Source organism: Streptomyces sp. NRRL S-87 (assembly GCF_000719335.1).
GTDB lineage: Bacteria > Actinomycetota > Actinomycetes > Streptomycetales > Streptomycetaceae > Streptomyces.
Genome location: NZ_JOGB01000035.1, coordinates 14,317 through 32,554, shown reverse-complemented (window position 1 = coordinate 32,554; position 18,238 = coordinate 14,317). Strand labels below are relative to the sequence as shown.

Sequence of the window (18,238 nt, the reverse complement as noted above, 5' to 3'; positions counted from 1 at the left end):
GCCTACTGGGACCCGCGGAAGGCGGAGCCCTCGGTGACCAGCCCCGCCACCAGCGCGCCGGACATGCCCGCGTGGGCCAGTCCGCCACCGGGGTGGGTCCAGCCCCCGGCGAGGTGCAGGCCGGCCACGGCGGTGGTGTTCGCGGGGTACAGCAGCTCCGTGGCCCCGGCCAGCGCGGGCGCGGGCACGCCGCCCCCGACCGCGCCGGTGTCGCCGGCCACGTCCAGCGGCGTCCGGGCCTCGTGCCACAGCAGCCGGGCCCGCAGCCCCGGGACGGCCCGTTCCGCGGCCGCCAGCACCCGTTCCGTGTAACGGGCCACCAGATCCGCGTCCGCCCAGTCCAGGACGCCCTGAGGGGCCACGACGGCCGTCGCCGTGACCGCCTCGTGGTCCGCGTCGGGCCGGGTCGTCGGGTCGTCCGGACGCAGCACCGTCACCGTGGGCCGGCCGGTGTGCTCGCCCCGGAACGCGTCCGCCTCGGCGGCCGGGTCGGGGGAGTGCACGACGGTCCGGTGGACGGTGTCCGCGGGACGCTCCCCGCGCAGGGCGAGCAGCAGGGTGAAGCGGCTCGGCGCCCCCGTCCGCGGTTCCCTGGCCCCGGCGGGCCACGGGGCGGCGTCCGGCAGGAGCCACTCCAGCGTCCGCGGGTCCGCCCCGCAGACCACCTCGTCGGCCTCGGCGACCGTGCCGTCGGCCAGCTCGACGCCGGCCGCCCGGCCGTCCCGCACCGGGACGCCCGTGACCTCGGCGCCGAAGACGAACCCGACCCGGCGCTCCAGGCACCGCTCGTACACCGCCGTCGCGAGGGCCCGCAGGCCCCCGCGCACGTACCAGCCGCCGAAGGTCTGCTCCATGTACGGCAGCACGGTCGCGGCCGCCGGCGCGGTGCGCGGGTCGAGCCCGTGCTCCAGCACGCGGCTGGTCAGCAGGGCGGCGGCGGGTCCGCCCAGCTCGCGGTCGGCCACCTCGGCCAGCGTCGGCGGGCGGCGGCGCAGCAGGCCGCTCCTGCGCAGCGCCGGGTAGGGGTCGCGGCCCAGCACCTGCCAGTCGGGGCGCAGCGGCTCCTCCAGCAGCGGGCGCCGGGTGGCGTCCCAGGCGTCCCGGGCCCGGTTGAGCAGGGCCGCCCAGCGCTCGCCCGCGCCCGGGCCGAAGGCTTCGTCGAGGGCCGCGGCCACGCCGCCGCGCGAGACGGCCGGGAGCGTCAGCGTGCGGCCGTCGGCCAGGACGTGGCGGACCGCGGGGTCCACCTGGGCCATGTCGACGCAGCTCTCCAGGGGTCGCTTGCCCGTCTTGACGAACAGGTCGCGGTAGACGGCGGGCAGCAGGAGCAGTCCCGGGCCGGTGTCGAAGGCGAAGCCGTCGCGCTCGAGGCGCCCGAGGGAGCCGCCGTACGTCTCCCCGCGCTCGTACACCGTCACCCGGTGGCCCGCCACGGTCAGTCGGGCGGCCGCCGCCATGGCGCCCATCCCGGCGCCGATCACCGCAATCCTTGCCATGGCCCGACCCTATCCGCCCTGGTGGCGGGCCCCGTCCGGAGGGCCGCCACCCGGGAGCGCGGCCAGCCGTCTCTCCTCGCGTCGCTGCGCCCGACGGCGAAGGAAGCGGCGGATCCTGGTCCAGAGGTAGACCAGCACGACCAGGCCGGACAGCAGGAGCACGGCGGCGATCACCGCGGCCGCCTGCGGGTTGAACATCGCGAAGGTGACGATCGCGGCGACGCCCAGGTCCTCGGCGGTGCTGATGACGATGTTGCTGACCGGCTCCGGGGAGGTGTTGACCGCCATTCTCGTGCCGGCCTTGACGAAATGGCTGGCCAGCGCGGTGGCGCCGCCCACGGCTCCGGCCGCGAGGTCCGTCAGGGAGCCGCTCTGCCCGGCCAGCAGCGCACCCACCACGCCACCGGCGACCGGCCGGATCACGGTGTGCACCGCATCCCAGGCCGAGTCCACGTACGGGATCTTGTCGGCGACCGCCTCGCAGAGGAAGAGCACCCCGGCCACGACCAGGACGTCGGTGCGCTGGAGCGAGGCGGGCACCTGGTCGGTGAGCCCGGCACGGCCGAAGACGCCGAGCAGCAGGACCACGGCGTAGGCGTTGATGCCGCTGGCCCAGCCGCTGGTGAAGACCAGGGGGAGCGCGCTCATCCGGTCATCATGCCGCAGCGGTCCCGCGCTGACCGGCGAAACGGGACGCCGGGACGCCGAGGGGGTGCCGCCCGGCCCGGGCGGCACCCCCTCGTGCACGTCTGCTCACGGGGCCGTGGCCCCTGGGCTCAGTGGCCCTGCTCGTCGCGGCGCTTCTGCCAGCGCTGTTCGATGCGGTCCATGACCGACCGCTTCTGTCGGTTGTGGCCCCGGGCGTGGCCACCGGCGGCGCCGGGTGCGGCCTGCTCGCCGGGTTTGGGTGCCTTGCGCCAGCCGGTGATCGCGAGCACCGCGCAGCCCAGCATGACGAGGAACCCCACCACACTGACCCACAACAGGCTCTGCTCGACCATTCCGGTCATGAGGAGCGCGATACCCACCAGAAAGCCTGCGACTGCCTGGTAGACCCGTCGTCGGGTGTACGTGCGCAGCCCGCTTCCCTCAAGCGCCGACGCGAACTTGGGATCTTCGGCGTACAGCGCTCGCTCCATCTGCTCGAGCATTCTCTGCTCGTGCTCCGAGAGCGGCACGGGAGTCCTCCTCATCCGTCGGTCGCGGGGGTGGCGACCGGGGGTCCCCTTCAGGATAGGCAGGGAATCGCCCCCGTGAAACCCGCCCCTCTGCGCCAGGTTCGACAAACCGTACCGTCGCCCGAGCGGTCGTTGTGGCCCTTATTCCCCAACGCCCGGCCGGCCATGCCGGACGGTGTATCCCGATCATACGGTGACGGCGGCCGGAACGGAGGGGGTGCGGCCCACCCGGTCCGACCCGCCGCAGATCAGGCCGTGTCGGGCTTCCGGCCGAGCACGTGGAGCTGGGTGGCCACGGCGTGGAACGCGGGCAGCTCCGCCGCCGCCTCCTCGAGCCGCAGCAGGGCCTCTACCGCGCCCGGCTCGGTGTCCACGAGCACGCCCGGGACCAGGTCGGCGAAGACCCGTACGCCGTGCACCGGGCCCACCTCCAGGCCTGCGCCACCGACCAGCTCGGTGAGCTGGTCGGCGGTGAAGCGGCGGGGCACCGGGTCGCCCGCGCCCCACCGGCCGGCCGGGTCGGTCAGGGCGGTGCGGGCCTCCGTGAAGTGCCCGGCCAGGGCGCGCGCGAGCACCGCGCCGCCCAGGCCCGCGGCGAGCAGGCTGAGCGTGCCGCCCGGGCGCAGGGCGGCGACCGCGTTGGACACGCCCTCGGCCGGGTCGTCCACGTACTCGAGCGCCCCGTGGCAGAGCACCACGTCGTACGCCCCGCGCTCGACGACGTCCAGCAGGCCCTGGGCGTCGCCCTGCACGCCGGTCACCAGGTGGGCGACGCCCTCCTCGGTGACCCGGCGCTCCAGCCCGAACAGGGCGTTCGGGCTGGGGTCGACGACGGTGACCCGGTGGCCGAGCCGGGCGACGGGCACGGCGAACTTGCCCGTGCCGCCGCCCGTGTCGAGCACGTCCAGGACGTCCCGCCCGGTGGCCTTGGCGCGGTGGTCCAGAACCTCCTTGAGGACCTCCCACACCACGGCGGTGCGGAGGGAGGCGCGGGGGCGGGTGGTGTCCGACACGGCTGATGACTCCTCGGCGCGGAACCGCCGCGGGCGGCGGGCTGGCAATGGTCAGGTGCGTGATCCACCCTATTGCCTCCCGGAGCCGGGCAGCCCATCCCGCGTCCGGTCGTTCCGGGCGCGGTCTGCCGTCCCCGGCTCCGCCGACCGTCAGCCGAGGGGCTCCGGGCGGGGTGGCGGCAGCACCGGCGGGAGGGCCAGCAGGCGCTCCACGATGCGCAGGAACATCGCGACCTCGCGCAGCAGGTCGTCCGCCTGCCGTCCGGTGGCCGCCCCCTGTATGCCCGCCTCGGCCCGGGCGCGCCTGGCCGCCCCCGAGGCGAACAGGGCACTCCACTCGGTCAGCTCGGGCGCGATCTGGGGCAGCAGGTCCCAGGCACTGCGGATCCGCGGCCGGCGCCGGGCGCTCGGTGGCTCCGGGCGGGCCCGGGCGGCGAGCACGGCGGCCGCGGCGCGCAGTGCGGCGAGGTGGGCGGTGGCATAGCGCTCGTTCGGTACGGCGAGGCCGGCGGCCTCGGTCAGGCCCGCGCGGGCCTTGTCGAGCAGCTCGACGGCCGCGGGCGGCGCGGTCGTGCGGCGGAGGACGGGGTGGACATCGGCGGCTGGCGTGGCGGCGGGTGTGGCCATGACGAACCTCCTGTCTACGCGGTTCGCGGGGTCCCCTTCCGTCGGGGAGCTCCGCACGGACCCATCGTGACGTCCGCCACTGACAATCCATCTGACCTGCGGTTTTGCCGGGCGCCTGGGCGTGTGCCGGGGGGAGGGCGCGGCTCCCGCGGTGGGGCTTCCACGAAGCGTGATAGTTTTTGAACTGACTGGTCAGTTCAAAAAGAGGGGGGACGGGCGTGGACAGCCCGCACGGCGCGGCCGTCAAGGCCGCGGACTTCGGGATGAAGGGCCCGCGCGGCTGGGTCTTCCGGGGCGTGGACGTCGAGGCCGCACCGGGCTCGCTGATCGCCGTCGAGGGCCCGTCCGGCTCCGGGCGCACCTGCCTGCTGCTCGCCCTGACCGGCCGCATGAAGCCCACCGCCGGCCACGCCGAGGTCGACGGCCACCGACTGCCGAAGAAGATGGGCGCGGTCCGCCGGCTCAGCGCGCTGGGCCCGGTGCCCGGGGTCACCGACCTCGACCCGTCCCTGACCGTGGCCGAGCAGCTGCGCGAGCGCGCGCTGCTCCAGCGGCGCTACGACGGCCCGGTCCGCGCCCTGCTCCGCCCGCGCGGCGAGCGCGTCGCGGGCACCGCCCGCCGGATCGACGAGGCCCTCGCCGCGGTCGGCCTGGACGTGGAAGCGCTGCCCAAGGGCGCCCGCACCTCGGTCCGCGACCTGGAGCGCCTGGAGGAGCTGCGGCTCTCGCTGGCACTGGCCCTGATGTCGCAGCCCCGGCTCGTGGCCGTGGACGACACCGACCTCAAGCTCTCGGACGCCGAGCGCGCCGAGGCCTGGGCCCTGCTGCGCTCCCTCGCCGACCGCGGCACGACCGTGCTGGCCGTCTGCAGCGAGGCCCCGGAGGGCGCGGTCGTCGTCCGCACCGCCGCCGCGCCCGACCCCAGCGCCCGGCCCGTGCCCGGCGCGGCGCCCGCGGTGGCGGCCGGGGCCGATCCGGAGCCCGCCGCGGCGCCCGCCGCTCCGGCGGCCGACGCGGACACCGATCCGGAGCCCGGGTCCGAGCCGGAGCCCGAGCCCACGACCAAGCCCGACCCGGAGCCCGCGACCGATCCCGAGCCGGAGCCCGCCACCGAGTCCGAGCCGAACACCGAGTCCGAGCCCGACTCCGAGTCCGAGCCGAAGCCCGACTCCGACCCCGAGTCCACGACCGACCCCGCCATCGAGTCCACGACCGTCGCCGCCCCCGCGACCGCGGCGCGGCCCGGGTCGGCCTCCCTCACCAAGGGCGACCGCAAGCCCAAGACCCGTACCACCGTCCGGAAGGGGACCTCCGATGCGCTCGCCTAGGCTCGCCGCGCTCGAGCTCAAGCGCTTCGGCAGGGGGAAGCTGCCGCGCGCCGCCCTGGTGGCCCTGCTCCTGCTCCCGCTGCTGTACGGCGCCCTGTACCTGTGCTCGTTCTGGGACCCGTACAGCCGTCTCGACAAGCTCCCGGTCGCCCTCGTGAACGCCGACAAGGGCGCGACGGTCGACGGCAAGGAGCTCGCGGCCGGCGACGAGATCGCCCGCAAGCTGCACGAGAGCCGGATCTTCGACTGGCGAGACGTGAGCGCCGCCGAGGCGGCCAAGGGCGTCGAGGACGGCACGTACTACCTCTCGCTCACCATGCCCGCCGACTTCAGCACCCGGCTGGCCTCCAGCGCCGGCGACAACCCCGAGACCGGCGCGCTCCAGGTGCGCACCAACGACGCCAACAACTACATCGTCGGCTCGATCTCCAAGACGGTCTTCTCCGAGGTGCGCGCCTCGGCCTCGCGCAGCACCTCGCGCGGCTTCCTCGACAAGATCTTCATCTCCTTCTCCGACATGCACGACCAGACCGTGAAGGCCGCCGAGGGCGCCGACACGCTCAAGAGCGGCATCGGCAAGGCCAAGCAGGGCGCGTCCGACCTGGCCGACGGCCTCACCACCGCCAAGGACGGCAGCAGCGACCTCGCCTCGGGCCTGCGCAAGCTCGACGGGGCCGCCGGTCAGCTGGAGACCGGCGCCCGGCAGATCGCCGGCGGCACCCAGTCCCTGGCCGGCAAGGTGAACACCACGGCCGACAAGGCCCGTCCGTTCCTGCGCAACAACATCAAGACGATCGCCGACGCGGCCGAACTGACCGCCGACACCGCCAAGGTGGTCCGCAACCACCTGGACACGTTCACCAAGCACGCCCCCGGCGCCGCCCGCGCCAGCAAGCGCGTGTCCGACGGCCTCGCCGACTACTACCGCGACCACTGCGCCGGCGGCGACACGACCGTCACCGGCTGCGACCGGGTCAAGAGGCTCCGCGACGACGCCGCCGAGGCCGCCGAGCTCTCCGGTGACGTCAACAACCTCGTGCAGGACAGCGGCGGCGACATGAAGAAGCTCGACACCCAGCTGAAGGAGCTGGAGAAGCAGGCCCGCCGCCTGGAGGCGAGCGCCCCCAACCTGGCCAACGACCTCGACGCGGCCGTCGAGAAGGTCAACGCGCTCAACTCCGGCGCCCACAAGGTCGCCTCCGGCCTGGGCAAGCTCCACACGGGCCTGGCCTCCGCCCACTCCGGCTCGAGCGTCCTCGACGCGGGCGTCGGCAAGCTCAAGAGCGGCGCCCACCAGCTCGACAGCGGCATGTACAAGCTGGTGGACGGCTCCGGTGAACTCGCCGGCGGCCTCCACAAGGGTGCGGACCAGATCCCCGACTACGACGAGCAGGAGCGCGACCAGCGCACCGAGGTCATGGCCGACCCGGTCCAGCTCGCGGCCAAGTCCCTGCACAAGGCCCCCAACTACGGCACCGGCTTCGCCCCGTACTTCATCCCGCTCTCCCTCTGGGTCGGCGCCATGGTGGCGTACATGCTCATCCAGCCGATGAACCGGCGCGCCCTCGCGGCCGGCGCCTCCGCCTGGCGGATCGCGCTCGCCGGCTGGCTGCCCGTGGCCGCCCTCGGCGTCCTGCAGGTGGCCGCGCTGATGTCCGTACTGCACTGGGCCCTGGGCCTGGAGATGGCCCGGGCGGCCGGCACCATCGGCTTCCTGGTCCTGGTCACCGGCTGCTTCGCCGCCATCGTGCAGTGGCTCAACGCCCGCTTCGGTGCGGCCGGCCGGATCCTGGTCCTCGCGGTGCTGATGCTCCAGCTGACCTCGGCGGGCGGCACGTACCCCGTCCAGACGAGCCCCGGCTTCTTCAATGCGGTCCACCCCTACCTGCCGATGTCGTACATCGTCGACGCGCTGCGCCGGCTCATCACCGGCGGCCCGCTGGACCCGGTCTGGCAGGCGTGCGCGGTCCTGGTGGCCTTCACCACCGGTGCCCTCGCGCTCACCGCCCTCGCGGCGCGCGGCAAGCAGGTGTGGACCCTCGACCGTCTGCACCCGGACCTGAGCCTGTGAGAATCTCCGCCATGGACAGCAGCAGCACGGACACCGGCGGCACCTCCCGCCGCCAGGCGACGCGGCAGAAGCTCTACGAGGCCGCCGTCACGCTCATCGCCGAACAGGGCTTCTCCGCCACCACGGTGGACGAGATCGCCGAGCGGGCGGGAGTGGCGAAGGGCACCGTCTACTACAACTTCGCCAGCAAGACCGTCCTCTTCGAGGAGCTGCTGCGGCACGGCGTCGGCCTGCTGACCGCCTCGCTGCGGTCCGCGGCCGAGGAGGTCCGCCGGCGCGGCGGCGGCAGCGTCGAGGCGCTGGACGCGATGATCCGGGCCGGTCTGGTCTTCATCGACGCCTACCCGGCCTTCACGCAGCTGTACGTCGCCGAGCTGTGGCGCACCAACCGCAGCTGGCAGCCGACCCTGATGGTGGTCCGGGGCGAGGCCGTGGCGGTCGTCGAGTCGGTGCTCCGCGAGGGTGTCGAACGGGGCGAGCTGAGCGCGGAGATCGACGTGCAGCTGACCGCCGCCGCGCTCGTCGGCATGGTGCTGGTGGCGGCGCTCGACTGGCAGTCCTTCCAGCGCGAACGGTCGCTGGACGACGTGCACTCGGCCCTGTCGCTGCTGCTGCGCGGCCGGGTCTCGGGCACCGGCAGCCCCGCGTCGGAGGCGTAGAGGCCAGCCACCGCCACGAAGCGGACCGAAACGTTCCGAATGGACCCGGTCGGCGGTCGTTCCGGCCGGGTCCGGGCACGTAGAACTGAGTATCCGTACCTAGACGCACAGATGAGTAGGTACGCGGATGGGCCCGCACCCGGATGGACGGGAGAGTGGACCCAGCGGATGGGGAGCCCGAACCGCGCCGCCGACACGGGGCGGCGGAGCGGATCGGGCCCTCGAACGCGTCCCGGAGAGCGCCGACCACGCCTCCGGGCGGGGGAAACGGTCCGCAGGACCGGAAGAACGCCGGTGCGGTGGGGCTCGGGGGGATCGAGCCTCACCGCACCGGCGTTCTTCGCGTTCCGGAGCCGGTCGACTCCCGGGCCGGTCGACTCCCGGGCCGGTCGACTCCCGGGCCTGTCGACTCCCGGTCTGGTCGACTCCCGGTCCGGTGGACTTCCGGTCCGGTCGACTTCCCGTCCGGTCGGCGACCGGACGCTCAGCGCCCGGTCAGCGACCGCACGCGCTCCGGCAGCCGGGCCCGCAGTCCGGCCCGTACCGCGCCCCAGCGGACCTGCGCCACCCACAGCACCCGCACCCCGGACCGCGGGGCCAGCCGGGCCCGCAGCCGCGTGCGTCCGCCGACACCGACCAGCAGCGCCGCGGCCGCCGCCGACACGTCCGCCGCCAGGTCCGCTCCCGCGGTCGTGGCCGGCCGGGCCAGGGTCGCCGTACCGCCGCCGGGCGCACCGCCGCCGGGTGCCGGAGCCGGCGCGTACAGCGCCCGCTCCACCGCCCCGGCGACCCGGTGCACGCTCTCGGCCGCGACCACGTCCAGCCCGCCCAGCCGCACGATCCGCCGCGCCGCACCCCGCGGCGACAGCGCCTCGTCCGGTTCGATGCCCACGTCCCAGGCCGCGTCGCCCAGCTCCCGCCAGGCCTCCAGCGGATCCGCCGAGGCCAGCCGCCGGGCCCGTACCCGCGAACGCCACAGCATCGGAAGCAGCGGCAGCCCCGCCACCACCAGCACGGCCAGCACCACCAGCACGACCGACAGCGGCGACGGACCGTCCTCGCCCCGGTCGGCGGCCACGCCCGCCGTGGCCCCGCCGCACTCGCCCAACCGCCGCAGCTGGTCCGGGCACTGGTCGGCCCTGGACGGCGCCGGAGCCGGCGCGTCCGTCCGCCCCGGAACCTCCGCCGCCGGGTCCGACGGCTGCGCGGAGGGCAGGTCGGGCCGGGTGTACGCGGGGGTGCTGCCGCGCGACGGCGTGGGCTCGAACCGGGTCCAGCCCACCCCCTCGAAGTACAGCTCGGGCCACGCGTGCGCGTCCCGCAGCCCCACCGACCAACTGCCGTCCGCCCGCTGCGAGCCCGCCGTGAAGCCCACCGCCACCCGCGCCGGGATGCGCAGGGTGCGCGCCATCGCGGCCATCGAGAAGGAGAAGTGCACGCAGAAGCCCTGCTTGTCCTTCAGGAAGCGGGCGATCGCCGCCGTCCCGGACCCCGAGCTGCCGCGGGTCGTGTACGTGAAGCCGCCGCTCTCGGCGAACCAGTCCTGCAGCCGCACCGCCCGCTGGTAGTCGGTCCGGGCGCCCTTGGTGACCTCCAGCGCCGTCCGCTCCACCGACTCCGGCAGGCTCTCGGGCACCTGCGTGTACTCGGCCAGCAGCTCCGCCGGCGGCCGCGGCGCCCCGGCCAACTGCTGCGCCGTCGGCTGCACCTGCAGGCTGCGCACGGTGTACTGCGCCCCCCGCGTGCTCTGCCCGCGGTCGCCCACCAGGGTCCGGCCCACCGGTTCGAACCGCCACTTGCCCTTCACGTCCACCTGCGTGGCCGGGTACGGCATCGGCAGGTACGTCTGCGCGTACCAGCCGGCCGCCGACACGCTGGTGCGCACCTCGCGCGTGGGTGTGCCCGGGCCCAGCCCCGGCGGGTTCGGCAGCCGGTCCGGCACCGCCGTGATCTCCCGCTCCGAGGTCTTCCACGACTGCCCGTCGAACTCGTCCAGCGCCACGATCCGCAGGTACTGCTCCGTGGTGCGCCCGCTGTCGGTGCGGTAGCGCAGCACCTCCTTGTCCTCGGGCACGTTCAGGCTGCTCTGCAGCGACACCAGCGGGTTGACCGCCGAGATCGTCCCGCCGCCCAGCCCGTCGCCGTCGCCCGGACCCGTGCCGCCGAGCAGACCGCCCTCCAGCGCCGGCAGGCCGGCCGGCACCAGCAGCGCGACGCCCAGCGCCAGCGCACCCAGCCGCCGCCCCGTCCGTACGGGCGCCACCGCGCCCGCACCCGAGGTCAGGCCGGCGTTGCTGCGGCCCTTCGGGGCGCCCCCGAAGACCCGGCCCCACTGCGAGAGCCGGTCCCGGCCCTCGGCCAGGAGCAGCAGCAGGTACCCGGCCCCGGCCAGCAGGAACCACAGCCAGTCCGCCCCGCCCTGGGAGAGCCCGGCGGCCACCGAGTACAGCGCCAGCAGCGGCAGGCCGGCCGCGGCCGCCGTGCGGAACGTGACCGCCAGCATGTCCACCAGCAGCCCGATGACCAGCACGCCGGTCAGCAGCATCAGCCGGATGCCGTCCGTGAGCGGGGCGGGCATGGCGAAGTGCCCGATGTCCGTGGCGCCCTGCTCGTACAGGTCGGCGAAGTCCTGTATCGCGGCCGGCCCGGGCAGCACGCCGAAGAGCGCGTGCTCGCCGACGAACAGCAGCGTCAGCAGCAGCAGCGACACCAGGACCTGCGCCCCCAGGGTCAGCGACCGGGCCAGCGGCACCCGCCGCGCGCCCGTTCCCACCCCGGCCTGGATCGCGACCAGTACCACGGCCTGCGGGAACCAGGTCGCCGGATGCACCAGCGGCAGCAGCGAACCGGCCGTCAGCAGCGTGGCCGCCAGCGCGCACAGCGTCAGTCTCGTCCGGCTGCTCATGCCCAACCCCCCGAAGTGCCGCGGCCCGCGGGGGCGTTCCCCGCCTGCCGCCACAGGTCCGCGAACGGTACGCCGGGCAGCGCGGCGACCGCCGTCCAGCCCGTCTCGCGCAGCCGCCGCAGCCTTCCCTCGACCGCGTCCGCGCTCCTGCCGGGTCCCTCGCCGGCCCAGGCCGCGGAGTCCAGCACGAAGGCCACCGCCGCGCCGGTGCGCGGACGCAGCTTCGCCGCCAGTTCCACCTGCGCGTCGTCCAGGTCGCCGAGGAAGGCCAGCAGCAGCCCCTCCTCGCCGCCCCGCAGCGCGTCGTGCGCGCGCGAGAGCCCGGCCCCGTCGGAGTGCCCGACCACGGCCAGCATGTCCATCATCATCCCGGCCGCCGCGGCCGACTCCTGGCCCCCGGCGGAGAAACCGCCCGCGCCCTCGCCGCCCACCGCGTCGCCGGTGTCCGTCAGCAGTCGCACCGAGAAGCCGCGCTCCAGCAGGTGCAGCAGCGCCGAGGCGGCGCCCGACACGGCCCACTCGAAGGCCGAGTCCGGGCCCGCGCCCTGGTAGGCGATGCGCCGGGTGTCCAGCAGCACGGTGGCCCGGGCCCGTTGGGGCTGCTCCTCGCGGCGCACCATCAGTTCGCCGTAGCGGGCGGTGGAGCGCCAGTGCACCCGGCGCAGGTCGTCGCCGTGCCGGTAGCCGCGCGGGATCACGTCGTCGTCGCCGGCCAGCGCCAGGGAGCGCTGCCGGCCGTCGCCGTAGCCGGAGGCCTCGCCGGTCAGCCGCACCGCGGGCAGCGGCTCGGTGCGCGGTATGACGGTCAGGGTGTCGTACGCCGTGAACGAGCGGGTGAGCTCCACCAGCCCGAAGGGGTCCGTCAGACGGAGCTGGAGCGGCCCCAGCGGGTAGCGGCCGCGCAGGTCCGAGCGCACCCGGTACGAGACCTCCCGGCGGCCGCCGCCCTCGACCCGGTCCAGCACGAAGCGGGGCCGGGGCCCGAGCACGTACGGCACCCGGTCCTGCAGCATCAGCAGGCCGGTGGGCAGCCGCGAGACGTTGTTCATGCGCAGCTGCACCCGGGCCTCGGCGCCCGCCGGCACCCGGCCCGGGCTGAGCAGGCGGGTCGAGGCCACCCGGTGCTTGGTGCGGTGCAGCGCGACCGCGCACAGCAGCGGCAGCACGGCGAGCAGCAGCCCGACCCGCAGCAGGTCGGGCTGGCCCAGCACGTACGCGCAGACCCCGGCCGCCACGCCGGCCGCCAGGAAGGAGCGGCCCCGGGTGGTCAGGCCGGACAGCGCGGCCCGCAGCCCGTCCCGGCCGGACCCGTCGGACGGACGCGTTCCGTTCGCCATCAGTAGCCCCGGCCGCCCGGGGACTGCTCGCCGTACGCCTGCTCCTGGAACCGGGGCGCGGTGGCCTGGCTGCGCACGGCGGCGTTGGGCACGGGGGTGCGCTGGAGGATGTCGGCGACGACCTGCTCGGCGGTCCGCCGGTTCAGCTGGGCCTGCGCGGTGGGCAGCAGGCGGTGCGCGAGCACCGGGGCGGCCAGCGCCTGCACGTCGTCGGGGAGCACGTAGTCGCGGCCGGCGAGGGCGGCGGAGGCCTTGACCGCGCGCAGCAGGTGCAGCGTGGCGCGGGGGGAGGCGCCCAGGCGCAGGTCGGGGTGGTTGCGGGTGGCGGCGACGAGGTCGACGACGTAGCGCCGTACGGGCTCGGCGACGTACACGTCCCGCACGGCCTCTATGAGCTTGACGATGTCGTGCGCGTGCGCCACCGGCTGGAGGTCGTCCAGCGGGGAGACCGAGCCGTGCACGTCGAGCATCTGCAGCTCGGCCTCGGGGCTGGGGTAGCCGACCGAGACGCGGGCCATGAAGCGGTCGCGCTGGGCCTCGGGGAGCGGGTAGGTGCCCTCCATCTCCACCGGGTTCTGGGTGGCGACCACCATGAACGGGCTGGGCAGCGGGTAGGTCTCGCCGTCGATGGTGACCTGGCGCTCCTCCATCGACTCCAGCAGCGCGGACTGGGTCTTGGGCGAGGCGCGGTTGATCTCGTCGCCGATCACGATCTGGGCGAAGATCGCGCCGGGCTTGAACTCGAACTCGCGGCGCTGCTGGTCCCAGATGCTGACGCCCGTGATGTCGGACGGCAGCAGGTCCGGGGTGAACTGGATGCGCTGCACCGAGCAGTCGATGGACCGGGCCAGCGTCTTGGCGAGCATCGTCTTGCCCACGCCCGGCACGTCCTCGATGAGCAGGTGCCCCTCGGCGAGCAGCACCACCAGCGAAAGCCGCACGACCTCGGGCTTGCCCTCGATCACCCGCTCCACCGACCCGCGCACCCGCTCGGCGGTGCTGGTCAGATCAGCGAGGCTCGCTCGATCGTCAAAGGTCGTCACCCGGCCCTCCTCGGCCCTTTCACGGGCCGAACGCCCATTTGCGCATCACCGGCCCACCGCGAAAACTCACGGACGTCCGCCGGAACGGTTTCCGGGCAGGCGTCACCCCGCATTCTTGACGGCGCGACGCCCTGCTGTCACGTGCCCGGGGTTTCCCCCTCCCGGGCGGGGGAGGGGGACCGGTTGCTCAGGAGGCCGGGCCGATCTCCCTCAGGAGGCCGGTGTGCACGTCGAAGACGAAGCCGCGGACGTCGTCGGTGTGCAGGAGGAAGGGGTTGGTGCGGACCCGCTGCATGGACTGGCGGACGTCCTGGTCGACGTCGCGGAAGGCCTCGACGGCCCAGGCCGGGCGCTGGCCGACCTCCTCCTCCAGGTCGTGGCGGAAGTCCTCGGTCAGGCTCTCCAGGCCGCAGCCGGTGTGGTGGACGAGTATCACCGAGCGGGTGCCCAGGGCGCGCTGGCTGATGGTGAGCGAGCGGATCACGTCGTCGGTGACCACACCGCCCGCGTTGCGGATCGTGTGGCAGTCGCCGAGCTGGAGGCCCAGCGCCTTGTGCAGGTCGAGTCGGGCATCCATGCACGCCACGACGGCCACGTGCAGGACCGGCTTGGCGTCCATGCCGGGGTCGCTGAAGCCCTCGGCGTACGCCCGGTTCGCCTCGACGAGCCGGTTGATGACGGTGCCGGCCGTCGAGGGTGCGGACTCTGTCGGCAGGGATGCGGAGGTCGTCATGCCTATGACGTTAGTGCTCACGCTCGAGCGCGACAGGTGTGAGGGTGGACAAAGCCGGTCAACGAACCTTGTTGTGAGCTAACCCACAGGGATGGCCCGACCTGGCCCGTTCGAGTGGTACGGAGCATGCGTCGGGTTGGCCGGACCGGGGCGCACGACGCGCGGGCCGGTGCCCCGATCCCGCGCACCCGTGGACTAAAGTGACGCGAACCGGCCGGCACCCCGGGCCCCGCCCGCGGCTCCGGCCGCACGAGAATCCCCCCGCGTGCGCGGCGCGTACGGCCATGTACCCGCAGGCCGCGCCGTTACCTGAGAGGGTGCATTGAGCGAGACCCGCCACGTCCCGGTGATGCTCCAGCGGTGCCTGGACCTGTTGGCCCCGGCCCTGGAACGACCCGGGGCGGTGGTCGTCGACTGCACCCTGGGCCTCGGCGGCCACAGCGAGGCCCTGCTCACCCAGTTCCCCGAGGTCCGCCTCGTCGCCCTGGACCGCGACACGGAGGCGCTGCGGCTCTCGGGCGAGCGCCTCGCGCCCTTCGGCGACCGGGCCACCCTCGTCCACGCCGTGTACGACGAGCTGCCCGAGGTGCTGGAGCGGCTCGGCATCCCGCGCGTCGACGGCGTCCTGTTCGACCTCGGCGTCTCCTCCATGCAGCTCGACGAGGCCGACCGGGGCTTCGCGTACGCCCAGGACGCCCCGCTCGACATGCGCATGGACCAGACCACCGGCATGAGCGCCGCCGAGGTCCTCAACACCTACCCGGCCGGCGAACTGGTCCGCATCCTGCGCGCCTACGGCGAGGAGAAGCAGGCCAAGCGGATCGTCTCGGCGATCGTCCGCGAGCGCGAGAAGGAACCCTTCAGCAACAGCGCCCGGCTCGTCGAGCTGATCCGCGACGCCCTCCCGCAGGCCGCCAAGCGCACCGGCGGCAACCCGGCCAAGCGCACCTTCCAGGCGCTGCGCATCGAGGTCAACCGGGAGCTGGCGGTCCTGGAGCGGGCCATCCCGGCCGCGGTGGCGGCCCTCGCCGTGGGCGGCCGGATCGCCGTGCTGTCGTACCACTCCCTCGAGGACCGCCTGGTCAAGACGGTCTTCGCGGCCGGCGCCGCGAGCACCGCGCCGCCCGGACTGCCGGTCGTACCGGAGAAGTACCAGCCCAAGCTGAAGCTGCTGACCCGCGGCGCGGAGCTGCCGACCGAGGAGGAGGTCGCGCAGAACCGGCGGGCCGCCCCCGCCCGGCTGCGCGGCGCCCAGCGGATCCGCGAGGAGAACCTGTGAGGCCCGGACCGCGTCCGCGACGTCCCGGGAGGCGCGTGTGACCGGGAGGCGAGTGTGGTGATCAGGCGGAGCGGCCCGGCGACCCGGCCGGGCCGGAAGGGGCAGGGCGCCGGCGCTGCCAAGGGCGCGGCCGCCCAGGCCGCCCGCACCCCGTTCGTCCTGCTGGTCGTGGCCCTGCTCGGCGGCGGCCTGATCACCCTGCTGCTGCTGAACTCCGCCCTGAACGAGGGCTCCTTCCAGCTCAGCCGGCTCAAGAAGGAGACCACCTCCCTCACCGACGAGCAGCAGGCCCTGCAGCGCGACGTCGACTCCTACTCGGCCCCCGACGCCCTCGAACGCCAGGCCCGCCGGCTCGGCCTGGTCCCGGGCGGCAGCCCCGTCTTCCTCGGCGCGGACGGCAAGGTCGGCGGCGTCCCGAGCCCCGCCGCACGGCCCACCGCCACCGCCCAGGCCGACCCGGCCGCGCAGGCGGTCCCGTCCGCCCCCGCCGCCCCGCCGTCCCAGGCCCCCGCCACCGATCCGAGCCCCGTCACGAAGCCCGCACCGACCCCCGGCAGGTGACCCGTGAGCCCCAAGGAACCCCCGCGGCGGCGCGTGCCCGGCCCCGCCCGCCCCCGGCCCGGGGAGCGCCGCCCCGCCGCCCGCCCCACGGCGCGCCGCCCCCGCCCGGCCGCCCCCGACCGCGCCCCGCACACCATCCGGCTGGGCAGCCCCCGGCCCCGGCTCCGGCTGGTCAGCCTCGGCCTGACGCTGGTGATGGCCGCGTTCGTCGTACGACTGCTCCAGGTCCAGGCGGTCGACGCGGCCGAGTACTCCGCCCAGGCCGAGAAGAACCGCTACGCCAGCTACACCATCGCCGCCGAGCGCGGCCGGATCACCGACCGCCGCGGCATCGCGCTCGCCACCAGCGTGGACGCGTACGACATCACCGCGGACCCCTCGATGTTCACGCCGAAGGGCAGCGGCGCCCCCGACGCCGCCGCGCAGGCGGCCGCCCTGCTCGCCCCCATCCTCGGCAAGGACGCCGGCGACCTGGCCGCCCGGCTGAAGACCCCCAAGTCCCGGTACGTGGTCCTGGCCCGCCGCCAGACCCCCCAGGTCTGGAACCAGATCAAGGACCTCAAGCGCGTCTTCGCCGACAAGGCGCAGGCCGACAAGCGGGCCGGTGGTCCCGGCGCGAACGTCCTCGCGGGCGTGTTCCAGGAGCCCAGCAGCAAGCGCGTGTACCCCAACGGGGACCTGGCCGCCGGGATACTGGGCTACGTCAACGCCGAGGGCAAGGGCGCCGGCGGCCTGGAGTCCCAGCTCGACGAGCGGCTCGCGGGCAAGGACGGCGAACTGCGGTACGCCCAGGCCGGCGGCCGCCGCGTACCCACGGCCGGCTCGCGCGAGAAGCCCGCGGTGCCCGGCTCCGACATCGAGCTGACCATCGACCGCGACATCCAGTGGGCCGCCCAGGACGCGATCACCGAGCAGGTGCGGGCATCCGCGGCCGACCGCGGCTACGTCGTCGTCCAGGACACGCAGACCGGTGAGGTGCTGGCGATGGCCAACGCCCCCGGCTTCGACCCCAACGACCTCAGCAAGGCCCGCTCCGCCGCCATGGGCAACGCGGCCCTGCAGGACGCGTACGAGCCCGGCTCCACCGCCAAGGTCATGTCCATGGCCGCCGTGCTCGAGGAGAAGGTCGCCGGCCCCCTCACGCAGGTCACCGTCCCCAACCGGCTGCACCGCGGCGACCGGCTCTTCAAGGACGACATCGACCACGCGACCTGGTACCTGACCCTGAACGGCGTCCTGGCCAAGTCCAGCAACATCGGCACCATCCTGGCCACCGGGCAGCTCGGCAAGACCCAGGCCGACGTGAACGAGACCCTCTACGGCTACCTGACCCGCTTCGGCATCGGGCAGCCCACCGGCCTGGAGTTCCCCGGCGAGACCCGCGGCATCCTGGCCCGGCCCTCCGAGTGGTCCACCTCGCAGCAGTTCACGATCCCTTTCGGCCAGGGCCTCTCGCTCAGCGCCATGCAGGCCGCGTCCGTGTACTCGACCGTGGCCAACGGCGGCGTCCGCATCCAGCCCACCCTCGTGCGCGGCTACAAGGGCCCCGACGGCCGTTTCACCGCGGCCCCGGCGCCCCAGAAGACCCGCGTGATCAGCGAGGAGACCGCCAAGACGCTGGCCGCCATGCTGGAGTCGGTGGTCGACGACCGGGAGGGCACCGGCACCAAGGCCCGCATCCCCGGCTACCGCGTCGGCGGCAAGACCGGCACGGCCAACCGGGTGGATCCGGCCACCGGCCGCTACAACGGCTACACGGCCTCCTTCGCCGGCTTCGCCCCCGCCGACAAGCCCCGGATCACGGTCTACTGCGCCATCCAGAACCCCACCCGGGGCAGCCACTTCGGCGGCCAGATCTGCGGCCCCATCTACAAGAAGGTCATGGAGTTCGCCCTCAAGAGCCTCCAGATCGCCCCCACCGGCACCGCTCCCGCGAACCTGCCGACCACCTTCACCCCCGGCCGCCCGAGCCGGTGAGACCCGGCCGGCCGGACCGCCCGGCCGGCGA

15 protein-coding genes are annotated in these 18,238 nt (G+C 74.7%); 6 read left to right on the top strand and 9 right to left on the bottom strand.

Going from position 1 to position 18,238, the window contains the following annotated elements:
• Nucleotides 1-2: 2 nt before the first annotated feature.
• From IF43_RS0122535 to IF43_RS0122515, 5 genes are all read right to left on the bottom strand, one after another.
• Nucleotides 3-1,496 (bottom strand): NAD(P)/FAD-dependent oxidoreductase, encoded by a 1,494-nt coding sequence (locus IF43_RS0122535; RefSeq protein WP_234332449.1) that lies wholly within the window; start codon nucleotides 1,494-1,496, stop codon nucleotides 3-5.
• Between the two features lie 9 nt (nucleotides 1,497-1,505).
• Entirely contained in the window at nucleotides 1,506-2,144 is a 639-nt protein-coding gene (locus IF43_RS0122530) for a DUF4126 domain-containing protein (protein ID WP_037889579.1), read from the bottom strand.
• 128 nt (nucleotides 2,145-2,272) lie between these two features.
• The gene (locus IF43_RS0122525) at nucleotides 2,273-2,674 is read right to left on the bottom strand and encodes a DUF3040 domain-containing protein (RefSeq protein WP_030203597.1); all 402 of its coding nucleotides are present in this window, start codon (nucleotides 2,672-2,674) and stop codon (nucleotides 2,273-2,275) included.
• Nucleotides 2,675-2,922: 248 nt separating this feature from the next.
• A complete protein-coding gene (locus IF43_RS0122520) occupies nucleotides 2,923-3,687 on the bottom strand; it encodes a methyltransferase domain-containing protein (RefSeq protein ID WP_030203596.1) in 765 nt (254 codons plus the stop codon).
• Between the two features lie 150 nt (nucleotides 3,688-3,837).
• The gene (locus IF43_RS0122515) at nucleotides 3,838-4,314 is read right to left on the bottom strand and encodes an SAV_6107 family HEPN domain-containing protein (protein ID WP_051795858.1); all 477 of its coding nucleotides are present in this window, start codon (nucleotides 4,312-4,314) and stop codon (nucleotides 3,838-3,840) included.
• A gap of 263 nt (nucleotides 4,315-4,577) precedes the next feature.
• Here IF43_RS0122515 and IF43_RS0122510 point away from each other — a divergent pair, with 263 nt between their 5' ends.
• From IF43_RS0122510 to IF43_RS0122500, 3 genes are read left to right on the top strand one after another with little or no spacing between them, the layout of a single operon-like run.
• Nucleotides 4,578-5,642: an ATP-binding cassette domain-containing protein gene (locus IF43_RS0122510; protein ID WP_234332457.1), complete on the top strand. Its 1,065-nt coding sequence runs from the start codon at nucleotides 4,578-4,580 to the stop codon at nucleotides 5,640-5,642.
• The gene (locus IF43_RS0122505; RefSeq protein ID WP_030203592.1) at nucleotides 5,629-7,713 is read left to right on the top strand and encodes a YhgE/Pip domain-containing protein; all 2,085 of its coding nucleotides are present in this window, start codon (nucleotides 5,629-5,631) and stop codon (nucleotides 7,711-7,713) included. The genes IF43_RS0122510 and IF43_RS0122505 overlap by 14 nt, the downstream gene beginning before the upstream one ends.
• 11 nt (nucleotides 7,714-7,724) lie before the next feature.
• The gene (locus tag IF43_RS0122500; RefSeq protein ID WP_030203590.1) at nucleotides 7,725-8,372 is read left to right on the top strand and encodes a TetR/AcrR family transcriptional regulator; all 648 of its coding nucleotides are present in this window, start codon (nucleotides 7,725-7,727) and stop codon (nucleotides 8,370-8,372) included.
• Between the two features lie 484 nt (nucleotides 8,373-8,856).
• Here IF43_RS0122500 and IF43_RS0122495 read toward each other — a convergent pair whose 3' ends face one another.
• From IF43_RS0122495 to IF43_RS0122480, 4 genes are all read right to left on the bottom strand, one after another.
• Nucleotides 8,857-11,277, bottom strand: coding sequence for a DUF3488 and transglutaminase-like domain-containing protein (locus tag IF43_RS0122495; RefSeq protein WP_030203588.1), 2,421 nt, complete (start codon nucleotides 11,275-11,277; stop codon nucleotides 8,857-8,859).
• Nucleotides 11,274-12,614 carry a DUF58 domain-containing protein gene (locus tag IF43_RS0122490; protein ID WP_030203585.1) on the bottom strand — a complete coding sequence of 447 codons (1,341 nt, stop codon included), beginning with the start codon at nucleotides 12,612-12,614 and terminating at the stop codon, nucleotides 11,274-11,276. The genes IF43_RS0122495 and IF43_RS0122490 overlap by 4 nt, the downstream gene beginning before the upstream one ends.
• Nucleotides 12,614-13,657, bottom strand: coding sequence for a MoxR family ATPase (locus IF43_RS0122485; RefSeq protein WP_051795856.1), 1,044 nt, complete (start codon nucleotides 13,655-13,657; stop codon nucleotides 12,614-12,616). Before IF43_RS0122485 ends, IF43_RS0122490 begins: the two co-directional genes overlap by 1 nt.
• 187 nt (nucleotides 13,658-13,844) lie before the next feature.
• The gene (locus IF43_RS0122480) at nucleotides 13,845-14,390 is read right to left on the bottom strand and encodes a carbonic anhydrase (protein ID WP_030203581.1); all 546 of its coding nucleotides are present in this window, start codon (nucleotides 14,388-14,390) and stop codon (nucleotides 13,845-13,847) included.
• A 322-nt stretch (nucleotides 14,391-14,712) separates the two neighbouring features.
• Between IF43_RS0122480 and rsmH the strand changes: the two genes are divergently transcribed.
• The 3 genes from rsmH to IF43_RS0122465 are packed head-to-tail and all read left to right on the top strand — an operon-like array spanning nucleotide 14,713 to nucleotide 18,207.
• Nucleotides 14,713-15,669 carry a 16S rRNA (cytosine(1402)-N(4))-methyltransferase RsmH gene (gene rsmH, locus IF43_RS0122475; protein WP_030203578.1) on the top strand — a complete coding sequence of 319 codons (957 nt, stop codon included), beginning with the start codon at nucleotides 14,713-14,715 and terminating at the stop codon, nucleotides 15,667-15,669.
• A 54-nt stretch (nucleotides 15,670-15,723) separates the two neighbouring features.
• A complete protein-coding gene (locus tag IF43_RS0122470; protein WP_107048571.1) occupies nucleotides 15,724-16,230 on the top strand; it encodes a septum formation initiator family protein in 507 nt (168 codons plus the stop codon).
• A gap of 3 nt (nucleotides 16,231-16,233) precedes the next feature.
• Nucleotides 16,234-18,207 (top strand): penicillin-binding protein 2, encoded by a 1,974-nt coding sequence (locus tag IF43_RS0122465; RefSeq protein WP_030203574.1) that lies wholly within the window; start codon nucleotides 16,234-16,236, stop codon nucleotides 18,205-18,207.
• Nucleotides 18,208-18,238 lie beyond the last annotated feature (31 nt).

Bases quoted from the DNA above. Each gene is read 5' to 3' on its own strand.
- IF43_RS0122480 (WP_030203581.1), bottom strand. From the start codon at position 14,390: ATGACGACCTCCGCATCCCTGCCGACAGAGTCCGCACCCTCGACGGCC.
- IF43_RS0122490 (WP_030203585.1), bottom strand. From the start codon at position 12,614: ATGGCGAACGGAACGCGTCCGTCCGACGGGTCCGGCCGGGACGGGCTG.
- IF43_RS0122530 (WP_037889579.1), bottom strand. From the start codon at position 2,144: ATGAGCGCGCTCCCCCTGGTCTTCACCAGCGGCTGGGCCAGCGGCATC.
- IF43_RS0122515 (WP_051795858.1), bottom strand. From the start codon at position 4,314: ATGGCCACACCCGCCGCCACGCCAGCCGCCGATGTCCACCCCGTCCTC.
- IF43_RS0122505 (WP_030203592.1), top strand. From the start codon at position 5,629: ATGCGCTCGCCTAGGCTCGCCGCGCTCGAGCTCAAGCGCTTCGGCAGG.
- IF43_RS0122510 (WP_234332457.1), top strand. From the start codon at position 4,578: ATGAAGGGCCCGCGCGGCTGGGTCTTCCGGGGCGTGGACGTCGAGGCC.
- IF43_RS0122500 (WP_030203590.1), top strand. From the start codon at position 7,725: ATGGACAGCAGCAGCACGGACACCGGCGGCACCTCCCGCCGCCAGGCG.
- IF43_RS0122535 (WP_234332449.1), bottom strand. From the start codon at position 1,496: ATGGCAAGGATTGCGGTGATCGGCGCCGGGATGGGCGCCATGGCGGCG.
- IF43_RS0122495 (WP_030203588.1), bottom strand. From the start codon at position 11,277: ATGAGCAGCCGGACGAGACTGACGCTGTGCGCGCTGGCGGCCACGCTG.